A 20,103-nucleotide genomic window follows, 5' to 3' on the forward strand; every position below is an offset into this window, starting at 1 on the left:
CCACTTCTCTCCTGCCCGGACCCACCCACCGGAGGAACCCCCCATGCGCTCGCACCTGCTCAATGACCTGACCGCGGAGCACTACCGACGCTCCGTGACCGAAGGAGTCGAGCGGGTGGCCGCCAAACTCGCCGCCACCGACCGTCCGTTCACGGGTGTCACGGTCGACGCCCTCGCGCCCCGCATCGAGCGGATCGACCTGGACCGACCGCTGCACGACACCATCGCGGTCCTGGACGAGCTGGAGGAGCTCTACCTCCGCGACGCGGTCTACTTCCACCACCCCCGCTACCTAGCCCACCTCAACTGCCCGGTCGTCATCCCGGCCGTTCTCGGCGAAGCCGTCCTGTCCGCCGTCAACTCCTCGCTCGACACCTGGGACCAGTCGGCCGGCGGCACCCTCATCGAGCGCCGGCTCGTCGACTGGACAGCCGAGCGACTCGGCTTCGGCCCCGGCGCCGACGGCGTGTTCACCAGCGGCGGCACCCAGTCCAACCTCCAGGCACTGCTCCTGGCCCGCGAGGAGGCCAAGAGCGACACCCCCGCCAAGCTGCGCGTCTTCGCCTCCGAAGTCAGCCACTTCAGCGTGCGGAAGTCGGCCAAACTCCTCGGGCTGGGCCCCGAGGCGGTGGTCTCCGTCCCCGTCGGCCACGACAAGCGGATGCAGACCGTCGCCCTCGCCCACGAGCTGGAGCGCTGCACGCGGGACGGCCTGGTCCCGATGGCCGTCGTCGCCACCGCCGGCACCACCGACTTCGGCTCCATCGACCCGCTGCCCGGTATCGCCGAACTGTGCGACCGGTTCGGGGTGTGGATGCATGTGGACGCGGCCTACGGCTGCGGGCTGCTGGCCTCCCTCAGGCGCCGGGACCGGCTGGCCGGGATCGAACGGGCCGACTCGGTCACCGTCGACTACCACAAGTCCTTCTTCCAGCCGGTGAGTTCGTCAGCCGTACTGGTCCGCGACTGCGCCACGCTGCGGCACGCGACCTACCACGCGGAGTACCTCAACCCCCGGCGCATGGTGCAGGAGCGCATCCCCAACCAGGTCGACAAGTCCCTGCAGACCACCCGCCGCTTCGACGCCCTCAAGCTGTGGATGACGCTGCGCGTGATGGGCGCCGACGGCATCGGCGCGCTCTTCGACGAGGTCTGCGACCTGGCCCGGGAGGGGTGGCGGCTGCTGGCGGCCGACCCGCGTTTCGACGTGGTCGTCGAGCCGGAGCTCTCCACCCTCGTCTTCCGCTACATCCCGGCGGCCGTCACCGACCCGGCCGAGATCGACCGCGCCAACCTCTACGCCCGTAAGGCCCTGTTCACCTCCGGCGACGCCGTGGTGGCGGGCACCAAGGTCTCCGGCCGCCACCACCTGAAGTTCACCCTGCTCAACCCCGAGACCACGACGGACGACATCGCCGCGGTACTCGATCTGATCGCCGGCCATGCCGAGCAGTACCTGGGAGAGTCCCTTGACCGCGCCTCCTGAAACCGCCGCCAGGACATACGACTTCGTGGGGATCGGGCTCGGCCCCTTCAACCTCGGCCTCGCCTGTCTCACCGAGCCGATCGCCGAACTCGACGGCGTCTTCCTGGAGTCGAAGCCGTCCTTCGAGTGGCATGCGGGGATGTTCCTGGAGGGCGCCCGTCTCCAGACGCCGTTCCTGTCGGACCTGGTCACCCTGGCCGACCCGACGTCCCCGTACTCCTTCCTCAACTACCTCAAGGAGCGGGGGCGGCTGTACTCGTTCTACATCCGCGAGAACTTCTATCCGCTCCGCGTCGAGTACGACGACTACTGCCGCTGGGCGGCCTCCCAGCTGAGCAGCGTCCGCTTCGGCACGTCGGTCACGGAGGTTACCTACGAGGACGAGGAAGGGGTGTACGTCGTACGGACGCGGGACGGGGACGTCCACCGGGCCTGCCACCTGGTTCTCGGCACGGGTACCCCGCCCTACGTCCCGGAGCCCTGCCGCGGCCTGGCCGGTGACGTCATCCACAACTCCCGCTATCTGGACCACAAGCGCCGGCTCCAGGCCAAGGAGTCGATCACCGTGGTCGGCAGCGGCCAGTCCGCCGCCGAGATCTACCACGACCTGCTCGGCGAGATCGACATCCACGGCTACCAGCTCAACTGGGTCACCCGTTCCCCGCGCTTCTTCCCGCTGGAGTACACCAAGCTGACGCTGGAGATGACCTCCCCCGAGTACATCGACTACTTCCACGCGCTGCCCGAGCGGACCCGCTACCGCCTCACCGAGCAGCACAAGGGCCTGTACAAGGGCATCGACGGCGATCTGATCGACGCGATCTTCGACCTGCTGTACCAAAAGAGCCTCGGCGGCCCGGTCCCCACCCGGCTGCTCACCAACTCCGCGCTCATCGAGGCACGTTACGAGGACGGCACCTACACCCTCGGCTTCCGTCAGGAGGAGCAGGAGATGGACTACGAGCTGCGCTCCCAGGGTCTGGTCCTCGCCACCGGATACCGGTACACCGAACCGGAGTTCCTGAAGCCGATCCGCGACCGGCTGCACTACGACGAGCATGGCAACTTCGACGTGGCCCGCAACTACGCCGTCGACATCACGGGCCGGGGCGTCTTCCTGCAGAACGCCGGCGTCCACACGCACAGCATCACCAGCCCCGACCTGGGCATGGGTGCCTACCGCAACTCGTACATCATCCGGGAACTGCTCGGCACCGAGTACTACCCCGTCGAGAAGACCATCGCGTTCCAGGAGTTCTCCCCATGAGCACGACCACCGGTGCCGTCGGCACACTCACCTTCCGCCCGCTCGACCCCGTCGAGGACGCCCGGCTCCTGCACGGCTGGGTCACGCATCCCAAGGCTGCCTACTGGATGATGCAGGACGCCCGGCCGCAGGACGTCGAGCACGTCTATCTGGACATCGCCGCCGACGAGCACCGTCACGCGCTGCTCGGGATGCACGAGGGCGTGCCCGCCTTCCTGATGGAGAAGTACGACCCGGCCCGCCGTGAGCTGGCCGGCCTGTACGAGGCCCGCCCCGGCGACGTCGGGATGCACTTCCTGGTCGCGCCGACCGACGCTCCCGTACACGGCTTCACCCGCGCCGTCATCACCGCCGTGATGGCCCACCTCTTCGAGGACCCGGCCACGCGCAGGGTCGTCGTCGAGCCCGATGTGCGCAACACGGCGGTGCACGCCCTGAACGAGGCCGTCGGGTTCGTGCCCGAGCGTGAGATCCGCAAGCCGGAGAAGACGGCGCTGCTGAGCTTCTGCACCCGCGAGCAGTTCCGGAAGGCGATGGCGATATGACCCTCGTCGACGCGGTCTCCCACCTGTCCCCCGAACGCTGGGAGCGGGCGGGCCGCCTGCTCGTCCGCAAGGCCCTCGCCGAGTTCGCCCATGAGCGGCTGATCTCCCCGGAACCGGAGGCCGAGAGTGCCGGCACGTACGTCGTCCGCAGCGACGACGGGGTCACCCGGTACCGGTTCGCCGCCATCGTTCGCGCTCTCGACCACTGGCAGATCGAGCCGGACTCGATCACCCGTCATCGCGACGGGACCGAACTCCCCCTGGACGTACTGGACTTCTTCGTCGAGCTGAGGAATTCCCTCGGCCTGAGCGACGAGGTCCTGCCGGTCTATCTGGAGGAGATCTCCTCCACCGTCTCCGGCATCTGCTACAAGCTCGCCAAGCCGGAGGTGACCTCGGCCGAGCTCGCCAGGAGCGGGTTCCAGGAGATCGAGACCGGGATGGCCGAGGGCCATCCCTGCTTCGTCGCCAACAACGGGCGGCTCGGCTTCGGCATCCACGAATACCTGTCGTACGCCCCCGAGACCGCGAGACCCGTCCGGCTGGTGTGGCTGGCGGCGCACCGCTCACGGGCGGCGTTCACGGCGGGGGCCGGGATCGAGTACGAGTCGTTCGTACGGCAGGAGCTGGGGGCCAGGACCGTCGAGCGCTTCCGGGCGCGCCTGACCGACCGGGGCCTGGACCCCGCCGACTACCTCCTCCTACCCGTCCACCCCTGGCAGTGGTGGAACAAACTCACGGTCACCTTCGCCGCCGAGGTCGCCCGGGGGCACCTCGTCTGCCTGGGCGAGGGCGACGACGAGTACCTCGCCCAGCAGTCCGTCCGGACCTTCTTCAACCGGTCCCATCCGGAGAAGCACTATGTGAAGACGGCCCTTTCCGTCCTCAACATGGGATTCATGCGCGGGCTCTCGGCCACCTATATGACGGCGACGCCCGCGATCAACGACTGGCTGGCCCGGCTCGTCGAGAACGACCCCGTGCTGAAGTCGACGGGCCTGTCGGTCATCCGCGAGCGCGCCGCCGTCGGCTACCGCCACCTGGAGTACGAGGCCGCCACCGACCGCCACTCCCCGTACCGCAAGATGCTCGCCGCCCTGTGGCGCGAGAGCCCGGTGACCTCGCTCCAGGAGGGCGAGACCCTTGCGACCATGGCCTCGCTGGCTCATGTGGACCACACCGGCGCATCGTTCACGGGGGCACTGGTCGAGCGATCGGGGCTCGCGCCGGCGGAGTGGCTGCGTCGCTATCTGCGGGCGTACCTCACCCCGCTGCTGCACAGCTTCTACGCCTACGACCTGGTGTTCATGCCGCACGGCGAGAACGTCATCCTCGTCCTGAAGGACGGTGTCGTACAGCGCGCGATCTTCAAGGACATCGCCGAGGAGATCGCGGTCACGGACCCGGACGCGGCGCTTCCGCCCGAGGTCAGGCGGATCCGCGTGGAGGTCCCCGAGGACAGGAAGCTCCTGTCGGTCTTCACGGACGTCTTCGACTGCTTCTTCCGGTTCGTCGCGGCCCACCTCGCCGCCGAGGGCGTCCTGGCGGAGGAGGACTTCTGGCGGACGGTCGCCGACGTCGTCCACGAGTATCAGGACGCGAACCCCGAACTCGCCGAGAAGTTCCGGCGGTACGACATGTTCGCCCCCGAGTTCCCCCTGTCCTGCCTCAACCGGCTTCAGCTGCGCGACAACCGGCAGATGGTGGACCTGGCGGATCCGTCCGGTGCACTTCAGCTGGCCGGGACCCTGAAGAACCCCATCGCGGGGCTGTGACCGGCCCCCACGGACAGGCGGGCACCCCGGTGTACGGTCCACCGGGGTGCCCGTCGGGGCAATCGTCCTATCGGGCCGGCCAGGGCACCTGCGGCGAGCGGTAGTACCCGATGCCCAGCGCCTCCCAGCGAGGGCCCTGGGCCGCGAGTCGCACCCGGTAGGTGTTCCAGTCGTGCGTCGCGGTCGGCGACCAGCCCAGCTCTGCCGCGCCCGGCAGCCGGGGGAAGGTCATGTAGTCGATGTCGGCGTCCTTGACGATGGTCTCCGACCACAGGGGGGCCTCGACACCGGCGACCGCCGAAGCAGGGGCGCCGGGCAGATAGGTGCCCGGGTTCCAGTCGTAGGACCGCCGCACCTCAACCAGCCCCGCCCACTTCTGGCCGAGCGGAGTGGCATCGGTGTACTTCATGTCGAGGTAGACCCGGTCGGCCGGGGAGAGGATCAGCCCGGTGCCGTTCCGCGCCGCCCGGGCGACCTGGTCCTTCTCCGCCGCGCTGGTGGAGTCGAGCCCCCAGTACTGTGCGAGCGCGCCCTTCGCCGGGTGCGCGCCGGTCAGCTGGTGCCAGCCGATCACCGTCTTGCCGTACTTGGCGACGATGGGCTGCACCCGGTCCATGAACGTCACATAGTCGTCGTGGCTGGTGGAGTGCGCCTCGTCGCCGCCGATGTGGAGGTAGCGGCCGGGTGTGAGCGCGGCCAGTTCGCGGATGACGTCGTCGACGAAGGCGTACGTCACCGGCTTGGGCACGCACAGCGAACTGAAGCCGACGTTGGTGCCGGTGTAGAGCGGGGGCGCGACTCCGTTGCAGTTCAGTGCGGCGTACGAGGCGAGGGCTGCGTTGGTGTGGCCCGGCATGTCGATCTCGGGGACGACCTCCAGATAGCGGGAGGCCGCGTAGCGGACGATCTCCTCGTACTGCGCCTTCGTGTAGAAGCCGCCCTTGCCGCCGCCGACCTCGGTCGAGCCGCCGTAGGCCGCGAGCCGCGGCCAGGAGTCGATCGCGATGCGCCAGCCCTGGTCGTCGCTCAGGTGCAGATGCAGGGCGTTGATCTTGTAGAGCGCCAACTCGTCGATGTAGCGCTTCACCTGGGCGACGGTGAAGAAGTGGCGGGAGACGTCGAGCATCGCGCCGCGGTAGGCATAGCGCGGCGCGTCCTTGACGGTTCCGCCCGCCACCACCCAGGGCCCGGGCTGCACCGTCCTCTTCTCCACGGCCGCGGGCAGCAGCTGGCGCAGGGTCTGCACGCCGTGGAAGAGGCCCGCGGGCTTGCCTGCGGTGATCGTGACGCCCTGGGCGCCGCTGTCGAGACGGTATCCCTCGTCGCCGAACGGGCCGCCGCCCAGGCGCAGTCGGATGCCGCCGGTGCCGTTCGTGGTGACCGGGAGCCCGTAGCCGGTCGAGGGCCGCAGCACGTCCGCGAGGTACTCGCCGACCTGGCGGACCGCGCTCGAGTCGTCCACGCGAATGCGGGTGCCGCGGGTGATCTCGTACGGTGTTCCGCCCGCGTCGGCCGAGACGGGTGCCGGGACGACCCGGCCGAGGGGCGAGGCGGCGCGGGCGGCCGCGGCGGGCGCGGCGGAGGTGCCGGCGGAGAGACCGGCCGCCGCAACGATCAGCAGCGTGCCGAGGAGGCGGGGCGTTCTGTGGTGCTGTCTCACATGCGCTCCCTTCCACAAGGTTCCACGAGGGCCCACGGGCACGTCCGGTCCGGACGACGCGCTCGTCCGGTTCGGACCCCGACGGGTATAGACCACTCTCTCGCAAAGTGGATGGAACAATCCCTGTCATGGCGGAAATCATCCAAAGGGACGGCACATGGGCCTTTGACGGCGACGCCCTGCGGCTGACCCCGGGGCGCGACAAGGGCGTCGGCCTGTTCCGCAGGACGCTGGGTGAACTCACCGTCCCCCTGGGGGCGCTGGCGGGCATCTCGTTCGAGCAGGGCCGCAAGACCGGGCGCCTGAGGCTGCGGCTGCGCGACGGCGCCGATCCGCTGCTGCAGGCGACCGGCGGCAGGCTCGACGAGTCCGACGACCCGTACCAGCTGACCGTGGAGGCCGACCGCTACGGCGTCGCGGAGTACGTGGCGGAGGAGATCCGCAGTGCGCTCGTGCTGGACCAGGCGCCCTCCTGGCCGGTCGACCGCTATCTGCTGCCGGGCCCCGCCGTCCCGCTGTCCGCGTCCGCCGGGGACGGGACGGCGAGCTTCGACGGCGAGCACGTGCGCCTGGAGTGGAACTGGAAGACGGAGGACGCGAAGGCGGCCGGGGGCGCCCGGACGCTGGCCGTGGCCGGGATCACCGGCGTGGAGTGGCAGCCGGCGGCCGGCCTGGACAAGGGCTACCTGCGCTTCACCGTGCGCGGTGCGGAGACCAAGGCGCCGCCGAAGTACGACCCCAACGCGGTGGAGCTCTGGGGCTTCAAGAAGGACCCGCTGATGGCGCTCGTCGCCGCAGCCGTGCAGGCCCGGCTGCCGCACCCGGCGGCGCCCGTGGCGGTCGTACCGCGGCAGAAGGAACGCGTGGCCGCCCTGGAGCCGGGGTCCGTGGAGGACGGCCATGACGTCCTGCTGCGCCGGCTGCGCGAGCTGGGCGAGCTGCACCGGACGGGCGTGCTGACGGACGACGAGTTCAGCATGGCCAAACAGGCGGTCCTCAAGCGCATGTGAGGACCGCCCTGTGCGCCCCGCCTCGCCGGGGGGCAGGAGTGGCCTTACTTGGCGCGGCGCGCCACCGTGAAGTGGTCGATCTGCGCGCCGGTCTCCGCGATGCCGCGCACCTTCAGCGTGGCCGGGCGGCCCTTGGTGGCGGGCGTGACGTCGACACGCAGGAACGAGTAGTCGAGGTAGCGCACGCGCGACCAGGCGACAGTCTCGTTCTGCTTGGCGCCGTCCTTCATGCAGACGAACGAGTTCACGGACTCGACGTCCTTCTCGTGGCCCTCGTAGGACTGGTCGGCGCTGAACGCGTAGAGGCTGCGGCCTGCCGCGCCCGCTGTGACGTACACCACGCCGTCGGTCTCGGGGTAGGCGGTGCCGCCGATCGGCAGTTTCTTGGCGACCGCGTTGCCCTTGATGACGTCGGTGCGCTCGTAGACGTGGTTGTGGCCGTTGATCACGAGGTCGACGGTGTACTTCTCGAACAGCGGCACCCACTCCTGGCGTACGCCCCCCTCCGAGGCGTGCGCGGTCGAGGTGCAGTACGAGCAGTGGTGGAAGAAGACGACGATGAAGTCGACGGTGTGGTCGGCCCGGTACTTCCTGAGCTGCGTCTCGAGCCAGTTCGTCTGGGTGCCGCCGGAGATGCCGAGGTTGGCCGGGATCTCGAGGGAGACGTCGTTGGCGTCCAGCGAGATGATCGCCGTGTTGCCGTGCACGAAGGAGTAGACGCCCGGCAGGTTCTTCCGGTCGGGGCCGTTCTCGGGCAGCTGCCAGCGGGCCTCCTCACCGCCGTAGCCGTTCGGCGAGTACCAGGCCTCCATGTCGTGGTTGCCGTACGAGACCATCCACGGCACCTGCTTGGCCACCGACTCGGTCTGGTGGAGGAACTGGTCCCACACGCGCGAGTCGAAGCCGGCGTCGGAAGTCTTGCCCGCACCCGCCGGGTCGCCGTAGGCGATGTCGCCGGCGTGCAGGTGGAAGGCCGGGTTCTGGGCGAGGATCAAGCTGTCGTTGGCGAGGCCGTGGTAGCTGACGCCCTGGTCGCCGAAGGCGGTGAAGGTGAACGGCTCGGCGTGCCGGGGAGCGGTGGTGAAGGTGCCGAGGGTGCCGAGCAGATGCGGGGCGGCCGGGTCGAAGCCCTCGTGGCCGACGCCGTAGTAGTAGGTCCGGCCGGGGCGCAGGTGGGTGAGCCGGGCGTGCAGGTAGTACTGGGTGTGGTCGCCGCCGGCGCCGACTGCTGCCGGGGTGTGCAGGGCGCGGACCTCGGCCTCGATCTTGCGCGAGAGGTCACAGGGGTGGGCGCCGATGCGGATGAAGGGCTTCCTGACCGCGACCGGGACCTGCCAGGAGACCGTCATCTCCGTACGCGGGTCGTCTCCGTAGGCGAGGTGGCGGCCGAAGGGGGCGACGAGGGCGCCGTCGACCGTCTCGACCGCGGGGGCCGTTCCCTGGGCCGGGACGGCGGCCTGGGCGGTGGCGCCCGGTACGAACGCGCCACCCGCGACGGCACCGAGTGTGACGGCTCCGCCTCTGATCATCGTGCGCCGGGAGAATCTCGCGCGCAGGTACTCGTGCTGCTCCGCCATGCTCATGCGGGCCGCGAGCTTCTCCGGAACTCCCATGCGAGGTATGTCCATGGCGCCAGAAGTTCCTCCACATGAGCAACGTGGCACAAGACACAGGATGGACAGCCCCGAAACAGGGGCCCAACAGGGCCCCATGGCAACTTCAATGAGCATCTGCCCGAAATCGGGCACGATTCTTGCGATTCCAGCGCTCGTACTCCAGGATCTACCGGGTGCACGACGAACTTGTTGATCACCTTGCGCGGTCCACGCCCCTCAGCCGGGGCGAGGCGCTCCGCGTGGTCCAGGACGTGCTCGCCTACTTCGACGAGACGACCGAGGAGTTCGTCCGCCGCCGCCACCGCGAGCTCCAGGGTCAGGGCCTGGTGAACGCGACGATCTTCGAACGGATCGAGGCGGATCTGAAGTATCGCGCGGTCGCGCCGCCCGGGCTTACGCTCCGGCAACTGCGCCGCATCGTCTACGGCTGAGACGCCGAAGGACGTTTTCACCACCATGGCGACAAAAGGGACTTAAGGAACTATATGTGCGGAATCGTCGGATACATCGGTAAGCGCGATGTGGCCCCGCTGCTGCTGGAAGGCCTGCAGCGGCTGGAGTACCGCGGCTACGACTCGGCGGGCATCGTCGTCACGTCCCCGAAGACGGCCGGCCTGAAGATGGTCAAGGCCAAGGGCCGGGTCCGCGATCTGGAGGCCAAGGTCCCCGCGCGCTTCAAGGGCACCACCGGCATCGCCCACACCCGCTGGGCCACCCACGGCGCCCCCTCCGATGTGAACGCCCACCCGCACATGTCGGCCGACCACAAAGTCGCCGTCGTGCACAACGGCATCATCGACAACGCATCCGACCTGCGGAAGAAGCTGGAGGCGGACGGCGTCGAGTTCCTCTCCGAGACCGACACCGAGGTCCTCACCCACCTCATCGCCCGCTCCCAGGCCGAGACCCTGGAGGAGAAGGTCCGCCAGGCGCTGCGGGTCGTCGAGGGCACGTACGGCATCGCCGTGATGCACGCCGACTTCGCGGACCGCATCGTGGTGGCCCGCAACGGCTCCCCCGTCGTCCTCGGCATCGGCGAGAAGGAGATGTTCGTCGCCTCCGACGTCGCCGCGCTGGTCACCCACACCCGCCAGATAGTCACGCTGGACGACGGCGAGATGGCGACCCTGAAGGCCGACGACTTCCGCACCTACACCACCGAGGGCACCCGGACGACGGCCGAGCCGACCACCGTGGAGTGGGAGGCCGAGTCGTACGACATGGGCGGCCACGACACCTACATGCACAAGGAGATCCACGAGCAGGCCGACGCCGTGGACCGGGTGCTGCGCGGTCGCATCGACGACCGGTTCTCCACGGTGCACCTGGGCGGCCTGAACCTCGACGCCCGTGAGGCACGCGCGGTGCGCCGGGTGAAGATCCTCGGCTGCGGCACCTCGTACCACGCGGGCATGATCGGCGCCCAGATGATCGAGGAACTCGCCCGCATCCCGGCAGACGCCGAGCCGGCATCGGAATTCCGGTACCGCAACGCGGTGGTGGACCCCGACACGCTGTACGTCGCGGTCTCCCAGTCCGGCGAGACCTACGACGTCCTGGCCGCCGTCCAGGAGCTGAAGCGCAAGGGCGCGCGCGTGCTGGGCATCGTCAACGTCGTCGGTTCGGCGATCGCGCGCGAGGCGGACGGCGGCATGTACGTGCACGCGGGTCCCGAGGTGTGCGTGGTGTCCACCAAGTGCTTCACCAACACCACCGTCGCCTTCGCGCTGCTGGCCCTGCACCTCGGCCGCACCCGCGACCTGTCCGTCCGTGACGGCAAGCGGATCATCGAGGGCCTGCGGAAGCTGCCCGGGCAGATCACGGAGATCCTCAAGCAGGAGGAGGAGATCAAGAAGCTGGCGGAGCAGTTCGCGGACGCCCGCTCGATGCTCTTCATCGGTCGTGTGCGCGGCTACCCGGTGGCCCGCGAGGCCTCGCTGAAGCTGAAGGAGGTCTCCTACATCCACGCCGAGGCCTACCCGGCCTCCGAGCTGAAGCACGGTCCGCTCGCACTGATCGAGCCCGCTCTGCCGACGGTCGCGATCGTGCCGGACGACGACCTGCTGGAGAAGAACCGCGCGGCCATGGAGGAGATCAAGGCCCGCAGCGGCCGGATCCTCGCGGTCGCCCACCAGGAGCAGGAGAAGGCCGACCAGACGATCGTCGTCCCGAAGAACGAGGACGAGCTCGACCCGATCCTGATGGGTATTCCGCTGCAGCTCCTCGCCTACCACACGGCGCTTGCCCTGGGCCGGGACATCGACAAGCCGCGCAACCTCGCCAAGTCGGTGACCGTGGAGTAGCAACTCCCCCTCGCTGGGCCCCATGTGAACGACCCCCTGTGTGCCACCAGCACAGGGGGTCGCTCTTTCGGCCGGCCGGGGCTGCCCTCACCCCGGCCCGTCGCTGCCTCAGCCGGCGGCCGTCACCCCCCGGCCGGCAGCGCGTCGCGGGAGAGCCGTGGGCCACTTGGCAAGCACCGCCGTCGCCGCGTACCAGGCGGCCGCGCCGGCGGCGACCGCGAACCAGCCGCCCACCTTGCCCAGGGAGTCGTTGCCCGCGAACCGGCCGATGGCGAGCAGCACCATCGAGACGAAGAGCAGGCCGTAGGTGCCCTGGTCGAGGACGCCTCCGGAGGCTCCGAGCGTCAGGGTCAGCGCGACAAGGGCGAACAACAGGAGGAAGAGTCCGGCCGCGTTGTCGGACATCTGGCCGCCGGCCGTGACGGCCCAGGTGAACCAGAGCGCACCGAGCGCCGAGAAGGCCGTACCGGTGGCGGTGTCGTGGTCGCGGAACGCGAGCAGTCCGGCGAGGAACAGGGCCACGCCGCCGACATAGTGGGCAAGTGACACGGCGTCGGCCGTCGTCACTCCGTCGATCACCTTGGTGGTTCCGAGACCGAAGGCCAACAGCGTGATGCCCAGGGCGAGTCGGCCGACGATCGTGGTGGTGCCTCCCGCAGAGACGTCATTGTCCACGGCGGGCTCCCTTCTTGTCCTGCACGTGCGGGTATGCGGTGACCGATATATGCCCTTCACAAGGGCACAAACACCTCTACGCGCAAGTAAGTTCATGTGAGGGAGAAAGGCGGCCTCGGTTACCCAAGAGGCATCTCACCTGGGACAAAAGCGAGTTGCAGAATGACAACGCCGGGGGTGCGACGGGGCGCGTGCACAGGGGTCGCACCAGGCGATTTGCGCCACTCCCTCAGGGAATGACGATCACGGGGCGCTGCGCCCGCTTGGCGAGCCGGCCGGCGACGGATCCGAAGAGGCGGCCCACGATGCCGTGCGTGGAGCCCACGACGATCGCGTCCGCCTCGTACTCCCGGCCCACTTCCTCGAGTTCGTGGCAGATGTCCCCGCCTCGCTCGACCAGGATCCAGGGCACCTCGGCCAGATGGTCCGCACAGGCGAGCTCGAGCCCGAGGACCTCGGTGCGGTGGTCCGGCACGTCGACGAAGACCGGCGGCTCGCAGCCCGCCCACACCGTGGTGGGCAGCCGGTTGGCGACATGGACGATGATCAGGCCCGAGCCGGAGCGGTGCGCCATGCCGATCGCGTAGGCGAGGGCGCGCTCACTGGAGGTGGAACCGTCGAAGCCGACCACCACGCCGTGTTTGAAGGCGGGGTCGCAGGACAGGCGTGACTCTTCCGCCGCCAGGGGCTCTGCCGCCGTGGGATCGGCGACGGGGCGCTTGCGGTCCGGGGGATCGAAGAATTCGTGACCGGCCATGGGTGTCTCGGCGTTGTGATCCTCTTGGGTGGGACGACACTGTGCGGCGGAGCTGTGTCCGGGATTCATCTTCCCAACCCCATACCCCCAAGGGTACGGCGGCACGCCTCCTTAGCCCAGATCCCGCGCACCGAGCACGGGGTTCCAGGGAGCATGCACGAGGGGGCGCCCGTCACGCAATGGTTGCTGCCCCGTACAGGCGGTTTGCACAGGGTTCATCCACGAAAACCGGACGCCCGCGGCCGGGCCGGGCCCCGGGCCCGGCCGGCGGCGCCGGGACCGTACGCCACAGGCCCGGCAGTGACCCCCAGGGGCGCACACGCGTTGAATCGGGTGAGCCACCGCCGTAGGAGCATGCCGAATCCGGTGAGCCACCACCTGAGGGGAGCACACCGTGCCCGCACCCCGCCCCGCGCCCCGGAAGCGCTCCGCGCCCCAGACCGCGAACGACGTCATCCGCTGGGCCGCCTTCAGCTGTCTCCTGGTCCCCGTGGTCCTCGTCTCGTACGGCATCTCCCTGGCCGGGGCGGTCAGCGCCACGCTGGGTCTGACGGCCGTCACCTGGGCGTGCGGCGCACTGCTGCGGCAATCCGAGCGGGGAGCGGCACAGCTGCGGGCCGACGAGGAAGCCCGGCGCCCCGGACGCCACGGCAGGCCCGAAACGGGGGCGCACAGGGGCGGACATCACAATGGGGGAAACACTCCGGTTGGCTGACCGGTTTCCGCGCACGCCCCCGTATCTTTTCAGCCAACTTCTCAGCCCCATGCATTGGTGGGCCGAACGGCCCCCCACCCCCCGTTCGACCTGCACTGAAAGGGTCCCGAGGGGCGCGCGCACCCTACGTGGATTGGCCACTGGGACGAGGCGCACTTCCCTGCACGGCCCACGAGTGCAACGCTTCGTGATCGAATGCTTCACGCCAAGTTGCCATGTCGACAATGTGCCGGATCGTGAACTGGTCACGCGGGCACATCAAGACACAGTAGATTCGATCATGACTGTCTTACGGCGGGGGACTCGTGCAGGACCAAGGGGAAACGTGCAGGAGCGACACAACCGAGGAGCCGCGACCAACAAGGGGGGCTTAGCAGGATGAGCCACGACTCCACCGCCGCGCCGGACGCGGTGGCCCGGAAGCTTTCCGGGCGACGCCGCAAGGAGATCGTCGCGGTGCTGCTGTTCAGCGGCGGCCCCATCTTCGAGAGTTCCATACCGCTTTCGGTGTTCGGGATTGACCGCCAGGACGCCGGAGTGCCGCGCTACCGACTACTGGTGGCTGCCGGCGAGGACGGCCCGCTGCGGACCACAGGGGGCCTGGAACTGACCGCGCCGTACGGCCTCGAGGCGATCTCGCGGGCGGGCACCGTCGTCGTGCCCGCCTGGCGTTCGATCACCTCGCCGCCACCGGAGGAGGCGCTCGACGCACTGCGCCGGGCGCACGAAGAGGGCGCCCGCATCGTCGGGCTGTGCACCGGCGCCTTCGTGCTGGCCGCCGCCGGACTGCTGGACGGACGGCCGGCCACGACACACTGGATGTACGCGCCGACGCTGGCCAAGCGCTATCCGTCGGTGCACGTCGATCCACGCGAACTGTTCGTGGACGACGGAGACGTCCTGACGTCCGCCGGCACGGCGGCCGGCATCGACCTCTGCCTCCACATCGTGCGCACGGACCACGGCAACGAGGCGGCGGGCGCGCTCGCCCGGCGCCTGGTGGTTCCGCCGCGCCGCAGCGGCGGGCAGGAGCGCTACCTCGACAGGTCTTTACCCGAGGAGATCGGCGCCGACCCGCTGGCCGAGGTCGTCGCCTGGGCGCTGGAGCACCTCCACGAGCAGTTCGACGTGGAGACGCTCGCCGCGCGCGCGTACATGAGCAGGCGGACGTTCGACCGACGTTTCCGCTCACTCACGGGGAGCGCACCACTGCAGTGGCTGATCACCCAGCGGGTGCTGCAGGCACAGCGGCTCCTGGAGACCTCCGACTACTCCGTCGACGAGGTCGCCGGACGCTGTGGCTTCCGCTCGCCGGTCGCGCTGCGCGGGCACTTCCGGCGCCAGCTCGGCTCGTCGCCGGCCGCCTACCGGGCCGCGTACCGGGCACGCCGCCCGCAGAGCGAGCGGCCGGGCGACACGGACGCTCCCGGCGGCCCACCGCCGCCGCAGATCGCGCAGGAGGCCGCGCAGGTCCCCATGCAGACCCGCCGCACGGCGGCCGCGAGCGCGCTCGGTCCCACGGCGTCCCTGTCCACGGACTCGGGCCGGCACGTCCCTGAGCTCTACGCGGCGAGCCGCCCGAGCCTGCCGGGCCAGCGCAGCGCGCCATAGCCGCCCCGGCACCGCCGAGGACGGGCGGGATCCGTGAGGTCGTACGTGTGTGTACGCCCTCACGGATCCCGCCCGTCCGGCGGCGTGCGGGGCCGGACGGGATCGTCCCGACCGACCTCACCGGACCGCACGGACCGCTGCTCCCTGCGTACGGGCCATGCATCGCGCTGCCAAGTCCGTCGCAAGGCGCCCAGGCCCGTTCCTCGGAGCCGCTCCCCTGTGCGCGCAGGGCCCCCGGCGGCCCTCCCAGGCGCACAGGCGGTCCGTATGGCGCGGGTGGGCCATAAGGTGGGACACATGAACGATCGCATGGTGTGGATCGACTGCGAGATGACCGGACTCTCGCTGTCCGACGACGCGCTCATCGAGGTGGCCGCGCTGGTCACCGACTCCGAGCTGAACGTACTCGGCGAGGGGGTGGACATCGTGATCCGGCCGCCGGACGCGGCGCTGGAGACGATGCCGGAGGTGGTGCGTCAGATGCACACCGCCTCGGGACTACTCGACGAGCTGGCGGCCGGTACGACGCTCGCCGACGCCGAGGAGCAGGTCCTCGCCTACGTACGCGAGCACGTCAAGGAGCCCGGTAAGGCTCCGCTGTGCGGCAACTCCGTCGGCACCGACCGCGGCTTCCTGGCCCGCGACATGCCGACGCTCGAGGACTACCTCCATTACCGGATCGTGGATGTCAGCTCGATCAAGGAGCTGGCCCGGCGCTGGTACCCGCGGGCGTACTTCAACAGCCCAGAAAAGAACGGCAACCACCGGGCCCTGGCCGACATCCGCGAGTCCATCGCCGAGCTGCGCTACTACCGCGAGGCGATCTTCGTGCCGCAGCCGGGTCCCGACTCCGACACGGCGCGCACGATCGCCGCCAAGCACGTGGTGCCCGCCAAGTAGCGGCCTCGACGGGGCCCGGCAGGGCCCCGGAGAAATGCTGGCGCGAGCACCCCTTCGGACCCTGTACACTTTTTCTCGGCCGGTGGGGGAAACCACTCGAAGAACACCGGTCATGGTGGGTGTAGCTCAGCTGGTAGAGCACCTGGTTGTGGTCCAGGATGTCGCGGGTTCGAGTCCCGTCACTCACCCTTGCTCAAGAGGCCCCTGACCCGCGGAAACGCGGGTTCAGGGGCCTTTTGGTCACCCGGCTTGGCCAAACAGCGGCCAAACGCGGCCGGATTTTCGATCTACCGTCCGGTCCCATGGCGACCATCAGGAATCGGATCCGCAAGGACGGCACGGCGAGTTTCCAGGTCCGCTGGCTCCAGGGAGGGCGCGGCGGTTCGTGGGAGTCCGAGAGGTTCGGAGAACTGGCCGAGGCAGAAGCCTTCAAGAAGCTCGTTGACGCCCACGGCCAGCAGTGGCCCTTCGGCTGGATCCCCGGCCAGGGCTTTGTCGAACCCGAGCAGGACCCCGACGACCTACCGCTCGTCGAATGGTCACGCCGCTACGTGGAGCGTCTCACCGGCATCGACAAACGGACCCGTGACGACTATCTCCGCGAAGTGGACCGCCATCTCTCGCTCTTCGTGCACACAAGGCGGGCGGGACAGGTCATGCCCGCCACCATCGGCAACATCACGGCGGACGACGTGCAGGACTGGATCCGCCTCCAGGAGGCTGGCCAGCAGGATCCGGAGACGGGGCGATGGATCCGGCGACCTGCCGCTCCCAAGTCCATAGCAAACCGGCACGGTCTCCTGTGGTGCATCGTCCAGGCCGCGATCGAGGCTGACCCTCCGCTGAGGACCAAGAACTGCTGCGCCGGCACCCGGCTGCCTCGAGCCGACGACGAGATCGTCGAGGAGATGGTCTTCTTGGAGCACGACGAGTACCAGCTCATCCGTCGTTACATCACCGATGAGGACGCCCGGGACCTCGCCGACTGGCTCGTCGGAACGGGGATGCGCTGGGGCGAGGCATCGGCCCTCCAGGTACAGGATCTCAAGCTCGGCGGCCCCGTACCCACCGCAAGCGTCCAAAGGGCATGGAAGAGGGCTCCAAGGGGCTCGGAGCGGTCCTTCTTCCTCGGACCCCCGAAGACCAGGAAGGCGCGGCGCGTCGTGGCACTGGCACCGGCTCAGGTAGACATGGTGAGGCGTCTGACGGACGGGATGCCTCCCGAAGCCTTCGTCTTCCGGACGACGACAGGCAAGGCGTGGAGGCACAACAACTTCTACAACAGGAAGTGGAAGCCTGCAGTTGCCGCTGCGGTCGATGCGGGCCTGCCGCGCCGACCACGCATCCACGACCTCCGCCACAGCCACGTGGCCTGGCTGGTGGCCGCGAACATTCCTCTGCCCGCCATCCAGGCCCGCCTCGGCCACGAGTCGATCCAGACCACCATCGACCGTTACGGCCACCTGGTCCGCTCCCTGGACTCCGACATCAGCGCTGCCGTTCAGGCCGCGATGAGCGGCCGCAAGACCGCTGACCGCGGCCTGCGCCTGGTAAGCGCCTGAGCGAAGTCGGCGGTGCTCTCAACGATGGCCGCCCCCTGTCGCGCTGACGACATATCAAATTCTGACCCACTTGGTTACCACCGCTGCTGGCCTACCTCCGATCCGGCTCCACGACCTGCGCGATGTCGCCGCCACACTCATGCTGGCGGCAGGCGTGGACGTCAAGGTCGTCAGCGAGACGCTCGGCCACTCGGACACCCGCGACATTTACCAGGCGGTCCTAGACGACACTGGCCCGCGACTCATCCAAGCAGGTCGTGCAACTCGACCCGCGCTCGCGGCCCCATCTGGTGCAGTCCCGGATAGCCAGATGTCCGGGGCCCTCACCCTGCCGAAGTTGCAGTCGCCCAAGCGGCCGTCCGCGGAAGACGAGAAGAGCACTGCCTGACGATGACGGGCAACGAGCGCCTCCGGTCAGCGGGTATCTGACCGGAGGCGCTCCGTCTTATCCGTAGGTGCACGGTTGCCTATGCTGTCCGCATGCCCCGAGGACCGCTGCCACCCCTACCCACACCTGACGTTGTCCAAAGGCGAATAGACATATTGAGGACGAAGGCAAGCGTTTCCGTGCATGCCCAACACCTAGTGTCAGGAGTCATGCTCCGGCAGTTTTCTTCCCCGATTGGCCAGGGCGGTGCCGCACGGGTCTATTCGCTAAATCTGGAATACCCGAATTCGAACATACGGGGACGAGGACTTGAGGAGTGCGGGCAGGCCCCAATAGTCGATTTCGTAAAGTTCGAGTCGGGATCCATGGAGACGGTCTGGGGGCGAGTCGAGAACGCGGCAGGCGGAACATTCGCCGCAGTTCGCGACGGCCATGGACTGGACCCTATACATCTTGATCGACTGCGCAACCTCGTCGCCATCCATCACGCTAGGAGCATTCAGCACTACGCGCTGTTTCAGGACAACTGGCTCAACGCCGCCGAGCAGGCGAGACGCTTCTGGCAGGGTTACCCGGCAGTGCTCGACGCCATCGCCACCTCACAACTCGGCCTTCCCGGTGGTGACAGTCACAGCCGCGAACGTGCCTTTCAAGACCTGCACGCTCCCATCGCCGAGTGGGTTGAAACGGGGATCCTGTTTCGTGCCCTGCTGGAATCACGTTACCGGCGCACACGTTACTGGATGAAGGGTCACGGTATTGAGATTCTCACGCCATCCCATGGCAGCGAATTCGTCATAGGCGACATCCCAGCCCTAACGGTCAGAAAAGGGATGCCCAACGCCGGAGTCAATGGCGGAATCGGCTACGCCTTCGCCGACGCGATTGTTCTTCCAATTTCTCCGAAGTATGCACTTCGCGTTATTGACGGACCAAGCCGCTACGTCGAGATTGACGAGGACGAGGTTCGCGAATTCAATGCCTGGCAGGTACGCGCGGCCTTCAGCCATGTGTATCTGCGCCCTGGCAGCGGATTGGAAGATTACGTACGGCTGGTAGAAAGGCCGCTGCCCTCCACGGGGGTCTACCGCGACTTCTACCAGACGTGCAAGGCAGCAAACCAACGTGACCGTAGAGCCTGACCATGCGAAAAACTCGCCCGTGGCACTAGGAGCCGCAGTACAGAGATTCCCGGCCAAGAGGCCCTGACGTGGTCCTGACGGCCAAAAATCAGCTACCGGGAACGAGTGACGCCACGGCGAACTGATGAACGAGATCGAGGGTGAGCTGCTCGATGAATTGGCGTCGGCTCTCCTCTGAGGACACCAGGTCGGCCAGGGGCGCCTCGCTCATAACCGGGAGGACCGTGGCCAAGGTGATGCTTCCGGACACTGGCTGCGGGTCGCCCATCATGTACAGCTGGTGGGTGAGGGCGACGGCAGGGGCGTGACCTACGGTCTCCGGGCCGGGCACCGCGATACCGACACGAGCCTGCAGCACACCATCAGCCTGGCGCCGCTGGGCATGCAGGGCCGCGATCGTCACCATGTCCCGCACAGCTCTCTGAAGCCTTACCTGCACCAGATAGCGCAGACCGTTCACCGTCTCGTCGAGATGGGCCATGTTCAGCGCGCCGCCAAACGCCCCATCGTGCAGCAACTCCAGATGCCCCCTGCGGCTCTGCCCGGTGTAGGTGATGTCGGTACTTAGAAGCCATCTCATTTGGTGAGTCTGCGGTAGCAGATGAGGGTGCAGGCGATGCTGGTGAAGGCCAGGAAGTGTTCAGCTTTGCGTTCGTAGCGGCGATGGAGGCGGCGGCATCCAGCGAGCCAG

18 protein-coding genes, 1 tRNA gene and 1 pseudogene are annotated in these 20,103 nt (G+C 68.5%); 14 read left to right on the forward strand and 6 right to left on the reverse strand.

Annotation, left to right across the window (positions count from 1 at the left end):
* Positions 1 to 43 precede the first annotated feature (43 nt).
* From desA to AAW14_RS35675, 4 genes are read left to right on the forward strand one after another with little or no spacing between them, the layout of a single operon-like run.
* Entirely contained in the window at positions 44 to 1,486 is a 1,443-nt protein-coding gene (desA, locus tag AAW14_RS35660; protein ID WP_265568600.1) for a lysine decarboxylase DesA, read from the forward strand.
* Positions 1,470 to 2,753 (forward strand): lysine N(6)-hydroxylase/L-ornithine N(5)-oxygenase family protein, encoded by a 1,284-nt coding sequence (locus AAW14_RS35665; protein ID WP_265568601.1) that lies wholly within the window; start codon positions 1,470 to 1,472, stop codon positions 2,751 to 2,753. The genes desA and AAW14_RS35665 overlap by 17 nt, the downstream gene beginning before the upstream one ends.
* Positions 2,750 to 3,298: a GNAT family N-acetyltransferase gene (locus AAW14_RS35670; RefSeq protein ID WP_265568602.1), complete on the forward strand. Its 549-nt coding sequence runs from the start codon at positions 2,750 to 2,752 to the stop codon at positions 3,296 to 3,298. Before AAW14_RS35665 ends, AAW14_RS35670 begins: the two co-directional genes overlap by 4 nt.
* Positions 3,295 to 5,073, forward strand: a complete 1,779-nt coding sequence (locus AAW14_RS35675; RefSeq protein WP_265568603.1) for an IucA/IucC family protein — start codon at positions 3,295 to 3,297, stop codon at positions 5,071 to 5,073. Before AAW14_RS35670 ends, AAW14_RS35675 begins: the two co-directional genes overlap by 4 nt.
* A 67-nt stretch (positions 5,074 to 5,140) precedes the next feature.
* Here the strand turns inward: AAW14_RS35675 and AAW14_RS35680 are convergent, their stop codons facing one another.
* A complete protein-coding gene (locus AAW14_RS35680) occupies positions 5,141 to 6,733 on the reverse strand; it encodes a beta-N-acetylhexosaminidase (RefSeq protein ID WP_265568604.1) in 1,593 nt (530 codons plus the stop codon).
* A 128-nt stretch (positions 6,734 to 6,861) separates the two neighbouring features.
* Between AAW14_RS35680 and AAW14_RS35685 the strand changes: the two genes are divergently transcribed.
* The gene (locus tag AAW14_RS35685) at positions 6,862 to 7,743 is read left to right on the forward strand and encodes a DUF4429 domain-containing protein (protein ID WP_265568605.1); all 882 of its coding nucleotides are present in this window, start codon (positions 6,862 to 6,864) and stop codon (positions 7,741 to 7,743) included.
* Between the two features lie 44 nt (positions 7,744 to 7,787).
* Here the strand turns inward: AAW14_RS35685 and AAW14_RS35690 are convergent, their stop codons facing one another.
* Positions 7,788 to 9,356, reverse strand: coding sequence for a purple acid phosphatase family protein (locus tag AAW14_RS35690; RefSeq protein WP_265568616.1), 1,569 nt, complete (start codon positions 9,354 to 9,356; stop codon positions 7,788 to 7,790).
* Positions 9,357 to 9,532: 176 nt separating this feature from the next.
* On the opposite strand from AAW14_RS35690, the gene AAW14_RS35695 reads away from it, so the two are divergent.
* Together AAW14_RS35695 and glmS are read left to right on the forward strand one after the other, a co-directional pair.
* On the forward strand, positions 9,533 to 9,790 hold the full coding sequence (locus AAW14_RS35695) for a hypothetical protein (protein ID WP_265568606.1): 258 nt from the start codon (positions 9,533 to 9,535) through the stop codon (positions 9,788 to 9,790).
* A gap of 54 nt (positions 9,791 to 9,844) precedes the next feature.
* Positions 9,845 to 11,662 (forward strand): glutamine--fructose-6-phosphate transaminase (isomerizing), encoded by a 1,818-nt coding sequence (gene glmS / locus AAW14_RS35700; protein ID WP_265568607.1) that lies wholly within the window; start codon positions 9,845 to 9,847, stop codon positions 11,660 to 11,662.
* 108 nt (positions 11,663 to 11,770) lie between these two features.
* Here the strand turns inward: glmS and AAW14_RS35705 are convergent, their stop codons facing one another.
* On the reverse strand, positions 11,771 to 12,337 hold the full coding sequence (locus tag AAW14_RS35705) for a GPR1/FUN34/YaaH family transporter (protein ID WP_265568608.1): 567 nt from the start codon (positions 12,335 to 12,337) through the stop codon (positions 11,771 to 11,773).
* A gap of 229 nt (positions 12,338 to 12,566) precedes the next feature.
* Positions 12,567 to 13,094, reverse strand: a complete 528-nt coding sequence (locus tag AAW14_RS35710) for a universal stress protein (protein WP_265568609.1) — start codon at positions 13,092 to 13,094, stop codon at positions 12,567 to 12,569.
* Positions 13,095 to 13,488: 394 nt separating this feature from the next.
* Between AAW14_RS35710 and AAW14_RS35715 the strand changes: the two genes are divergently transcribed.
* The 7 genes from AAW14_RS35715 to AAW14_RS35745 all read left to right on the forward strand — a co-directional run bounded on the left by AAW14_RS35715 (position 13,489) and on the right by AAW14_RS35745 (position 19,412).
* The gene (locus tag AAW14_RS35715) at positions 13,489 to 13,809 is read left to right on the forward strand and encodes a hypothetical protein (protein ID WP_265568610.1); all 321 of its coding nucleotides are present in this window, start codon (positions 13,489 to 13,491) and stop codon (positions 13,807 to 13,809) included.
* Between the two features lie 378 nt (positions 13,810 to 14,187).
* Positions 14,188 to 15,420 carry a helix-turn-helix domain-containing protein gene (locus AAW14_RS35720; RefSeq protein WP_265568611.1) on the forward strand — a complete coding sequence of 411 codons (1,233 nt, stop codon included), beginning with the start codon at positions 14,188 to 14,190 and terminating at the stop codon, positions 15,418 to 15,420.
* A gap of 297 nt (positions 15,421 to 15,717) precedes the next feature.
* Positions 15,718 to 16,320, forward strand: a complete 603-nt coding sequence (gene orn, locus AAW14_RS35725) for an oligoribonuclease (protein ID WP_265568612.1) — start codon at positions 15,718 to 15,720, stop codon at positions 16,318 to 16,320.
* Between the two features lie 115 nt (positions 16,321 to 16,435).
* A tRNA-His gene (locus AAW14_RS35730) sits at positions 16,436 to 16,508 on the forward strand.
* Positions 16,509 to 16,622: 114 nt separating this feature from the next.
* Positions 16,623 to 17,882, forward strand: coding sequence for a tyrosine-type recombinase/integrase (locus AAW14_RS35735; protein WP_265568613.1), 1,260 nt, complete (start codon positions 16,623 to 16,625; stop codon positions 17,880 to 17,882).
* A 70-nt stretch (positions 17,883 to 17,952) separates the two neighbouring features.
* Positions 17,953 to 18,270 carry a tyrosine-type recombinase/integrase gene (locus AAW14_RS35740; RefSeq protein WP_416223427.1) on the forward strand — a complete coding sequence of 106 codons (318 nt, stop codon included), beginning with the start codon at positions 17,953 to 17,955 and terminating at the stop codon, positions 18,268 to 18,270.
* Positions 18,271 to 18,362: 92 nt separating this feature from the next.
* Complete coding sequence (locus AAW14_RS35745) at positions 18,363 to 19,412, forward strand: DUF4238 domain-containing protein (protein WP_265568614.1); 1,050 nt, start codon at positions 18,363 to 18,365, stop codon at positions 19,410 to 19,412.
* An 88-nt stretch (positions 19,413 to 19,500) separates the two neighbouring features.
* Here AAW14_RS35745 and AAW14_RS35750 read toward each other — a convergent pair whose 3' ends face one another.
* Positions 19,501 to 19,992, reverse strand: a complete 492-nt coding sequence (locus AAW14_RS35750) for a hypothetical protein (RefSeq protein WP_265568615.1) — start codon at positions 19,990 to 19,992, stop codon at positions 19,501 to 19,503.
* Positions 19,989 to 20,103, reverse strand: a pseudogene (locus tag AAW14_RS35755) (IS5/IS1182 family transposase); the annotation flags it as partial. The gene AAW14_RS35750 and the pseudogene AAW14_RS35755, both read right to left, overlap by 4 nt.

Source organism: Streptomyces hygroscopicus (assembly GCF_026168105.1).
In the GTDB taxonomy this organism is placed as follows: domain Bacteria; phylum Actinomycetota; class Actinomycetes; order Streptomycetales; family Streptomycetaceae; genus Streptomyces; species Streptomyces hygroscopicus_D.

Bases quoted from the DNA above. Each gene is read 5' to 3' on its own strand.
- desA (WP_265568600.1), top strand. From the start codon at position 44: ATGCGCTCGCACCTGCTCAATGACCTGACCGCGGAGCACTACCGACGC.
- AAW14_RS35670 (WP_265568602.1), top strand. From the start codon at position 2,750: ATGAGCACGACCACCGGTGCCGTCGGCACACTCACCTTCCGCCCGCTC.
- AAW14_RS35675 (WP_265568603.1), top strand. From the start codon at position 3,295: ATGACCCTCGTCGACGCGGTCTCCCACCTGTCCCCCGAACGCTGGGAG.
- AAW14_RS35685 (WP_265568605.1), top strand. From the start codon at position 6,862: ATGGCGGAAATCATCCAAAGGGACGGCACATGGGCCTTTGACGGCGAC.
- AAW14_RS35690 (WP_265568616.1), bottom strand. From the start codon at position 9,356: ATGGGAGTTCCGGAGAAGCTCGCGGCCCGCATGAGCATGGCGGAGCAG.
- glmS (WP_265568607.1), top strand. From the start codon at position 9,845: ATGTGCGGAATCGTCGGATACATCGGTAAGCGCGATGTGGCCCCGCTG.
- AAW14_RS35710 (WP_265568609.1), bottom strand. From the start codon at position 13,094: ATGGCCGGTCACGAATTCTTCGATCCCCCGGACCGCAAGCGCCCCGTC.
- AAW14_RS35720 (WP_265568611.1), top strand. From the start codon at position 14,188: ATGAGCCACGACTCCACCGCCGCGCCGGACGCGGTGGCCCGGAAGCTT.
- orn (WP_265568612.1), top strand. From the start codon at position 15,718: ATGAACGATCGCATGGTGTGGATCGACTGCGAGATGACCGGACTCTCG.
- AAW14_RS35735 (WP_265568613.1), top strand. From the start codon at position 16,623: ATGGCGACCATCAGGAATCGGATCCGCAAGGACGGCACGGCGAGTTTC.
- AAW14_RS35745 (WP_265568614.1), top strand. From the start codon at position 18,363: ATGCCCCGAGGACCGCTGCCACCCCTACCCACACCTGACGTTGTCCAA.
- AAW14_RS35750 (WP_265568615.1), bottom strand. From the start codon at position 19,992: ATGAGATGGCTTCTAAGTACCGACATCACCTACACCGGGCAGAGCCGC.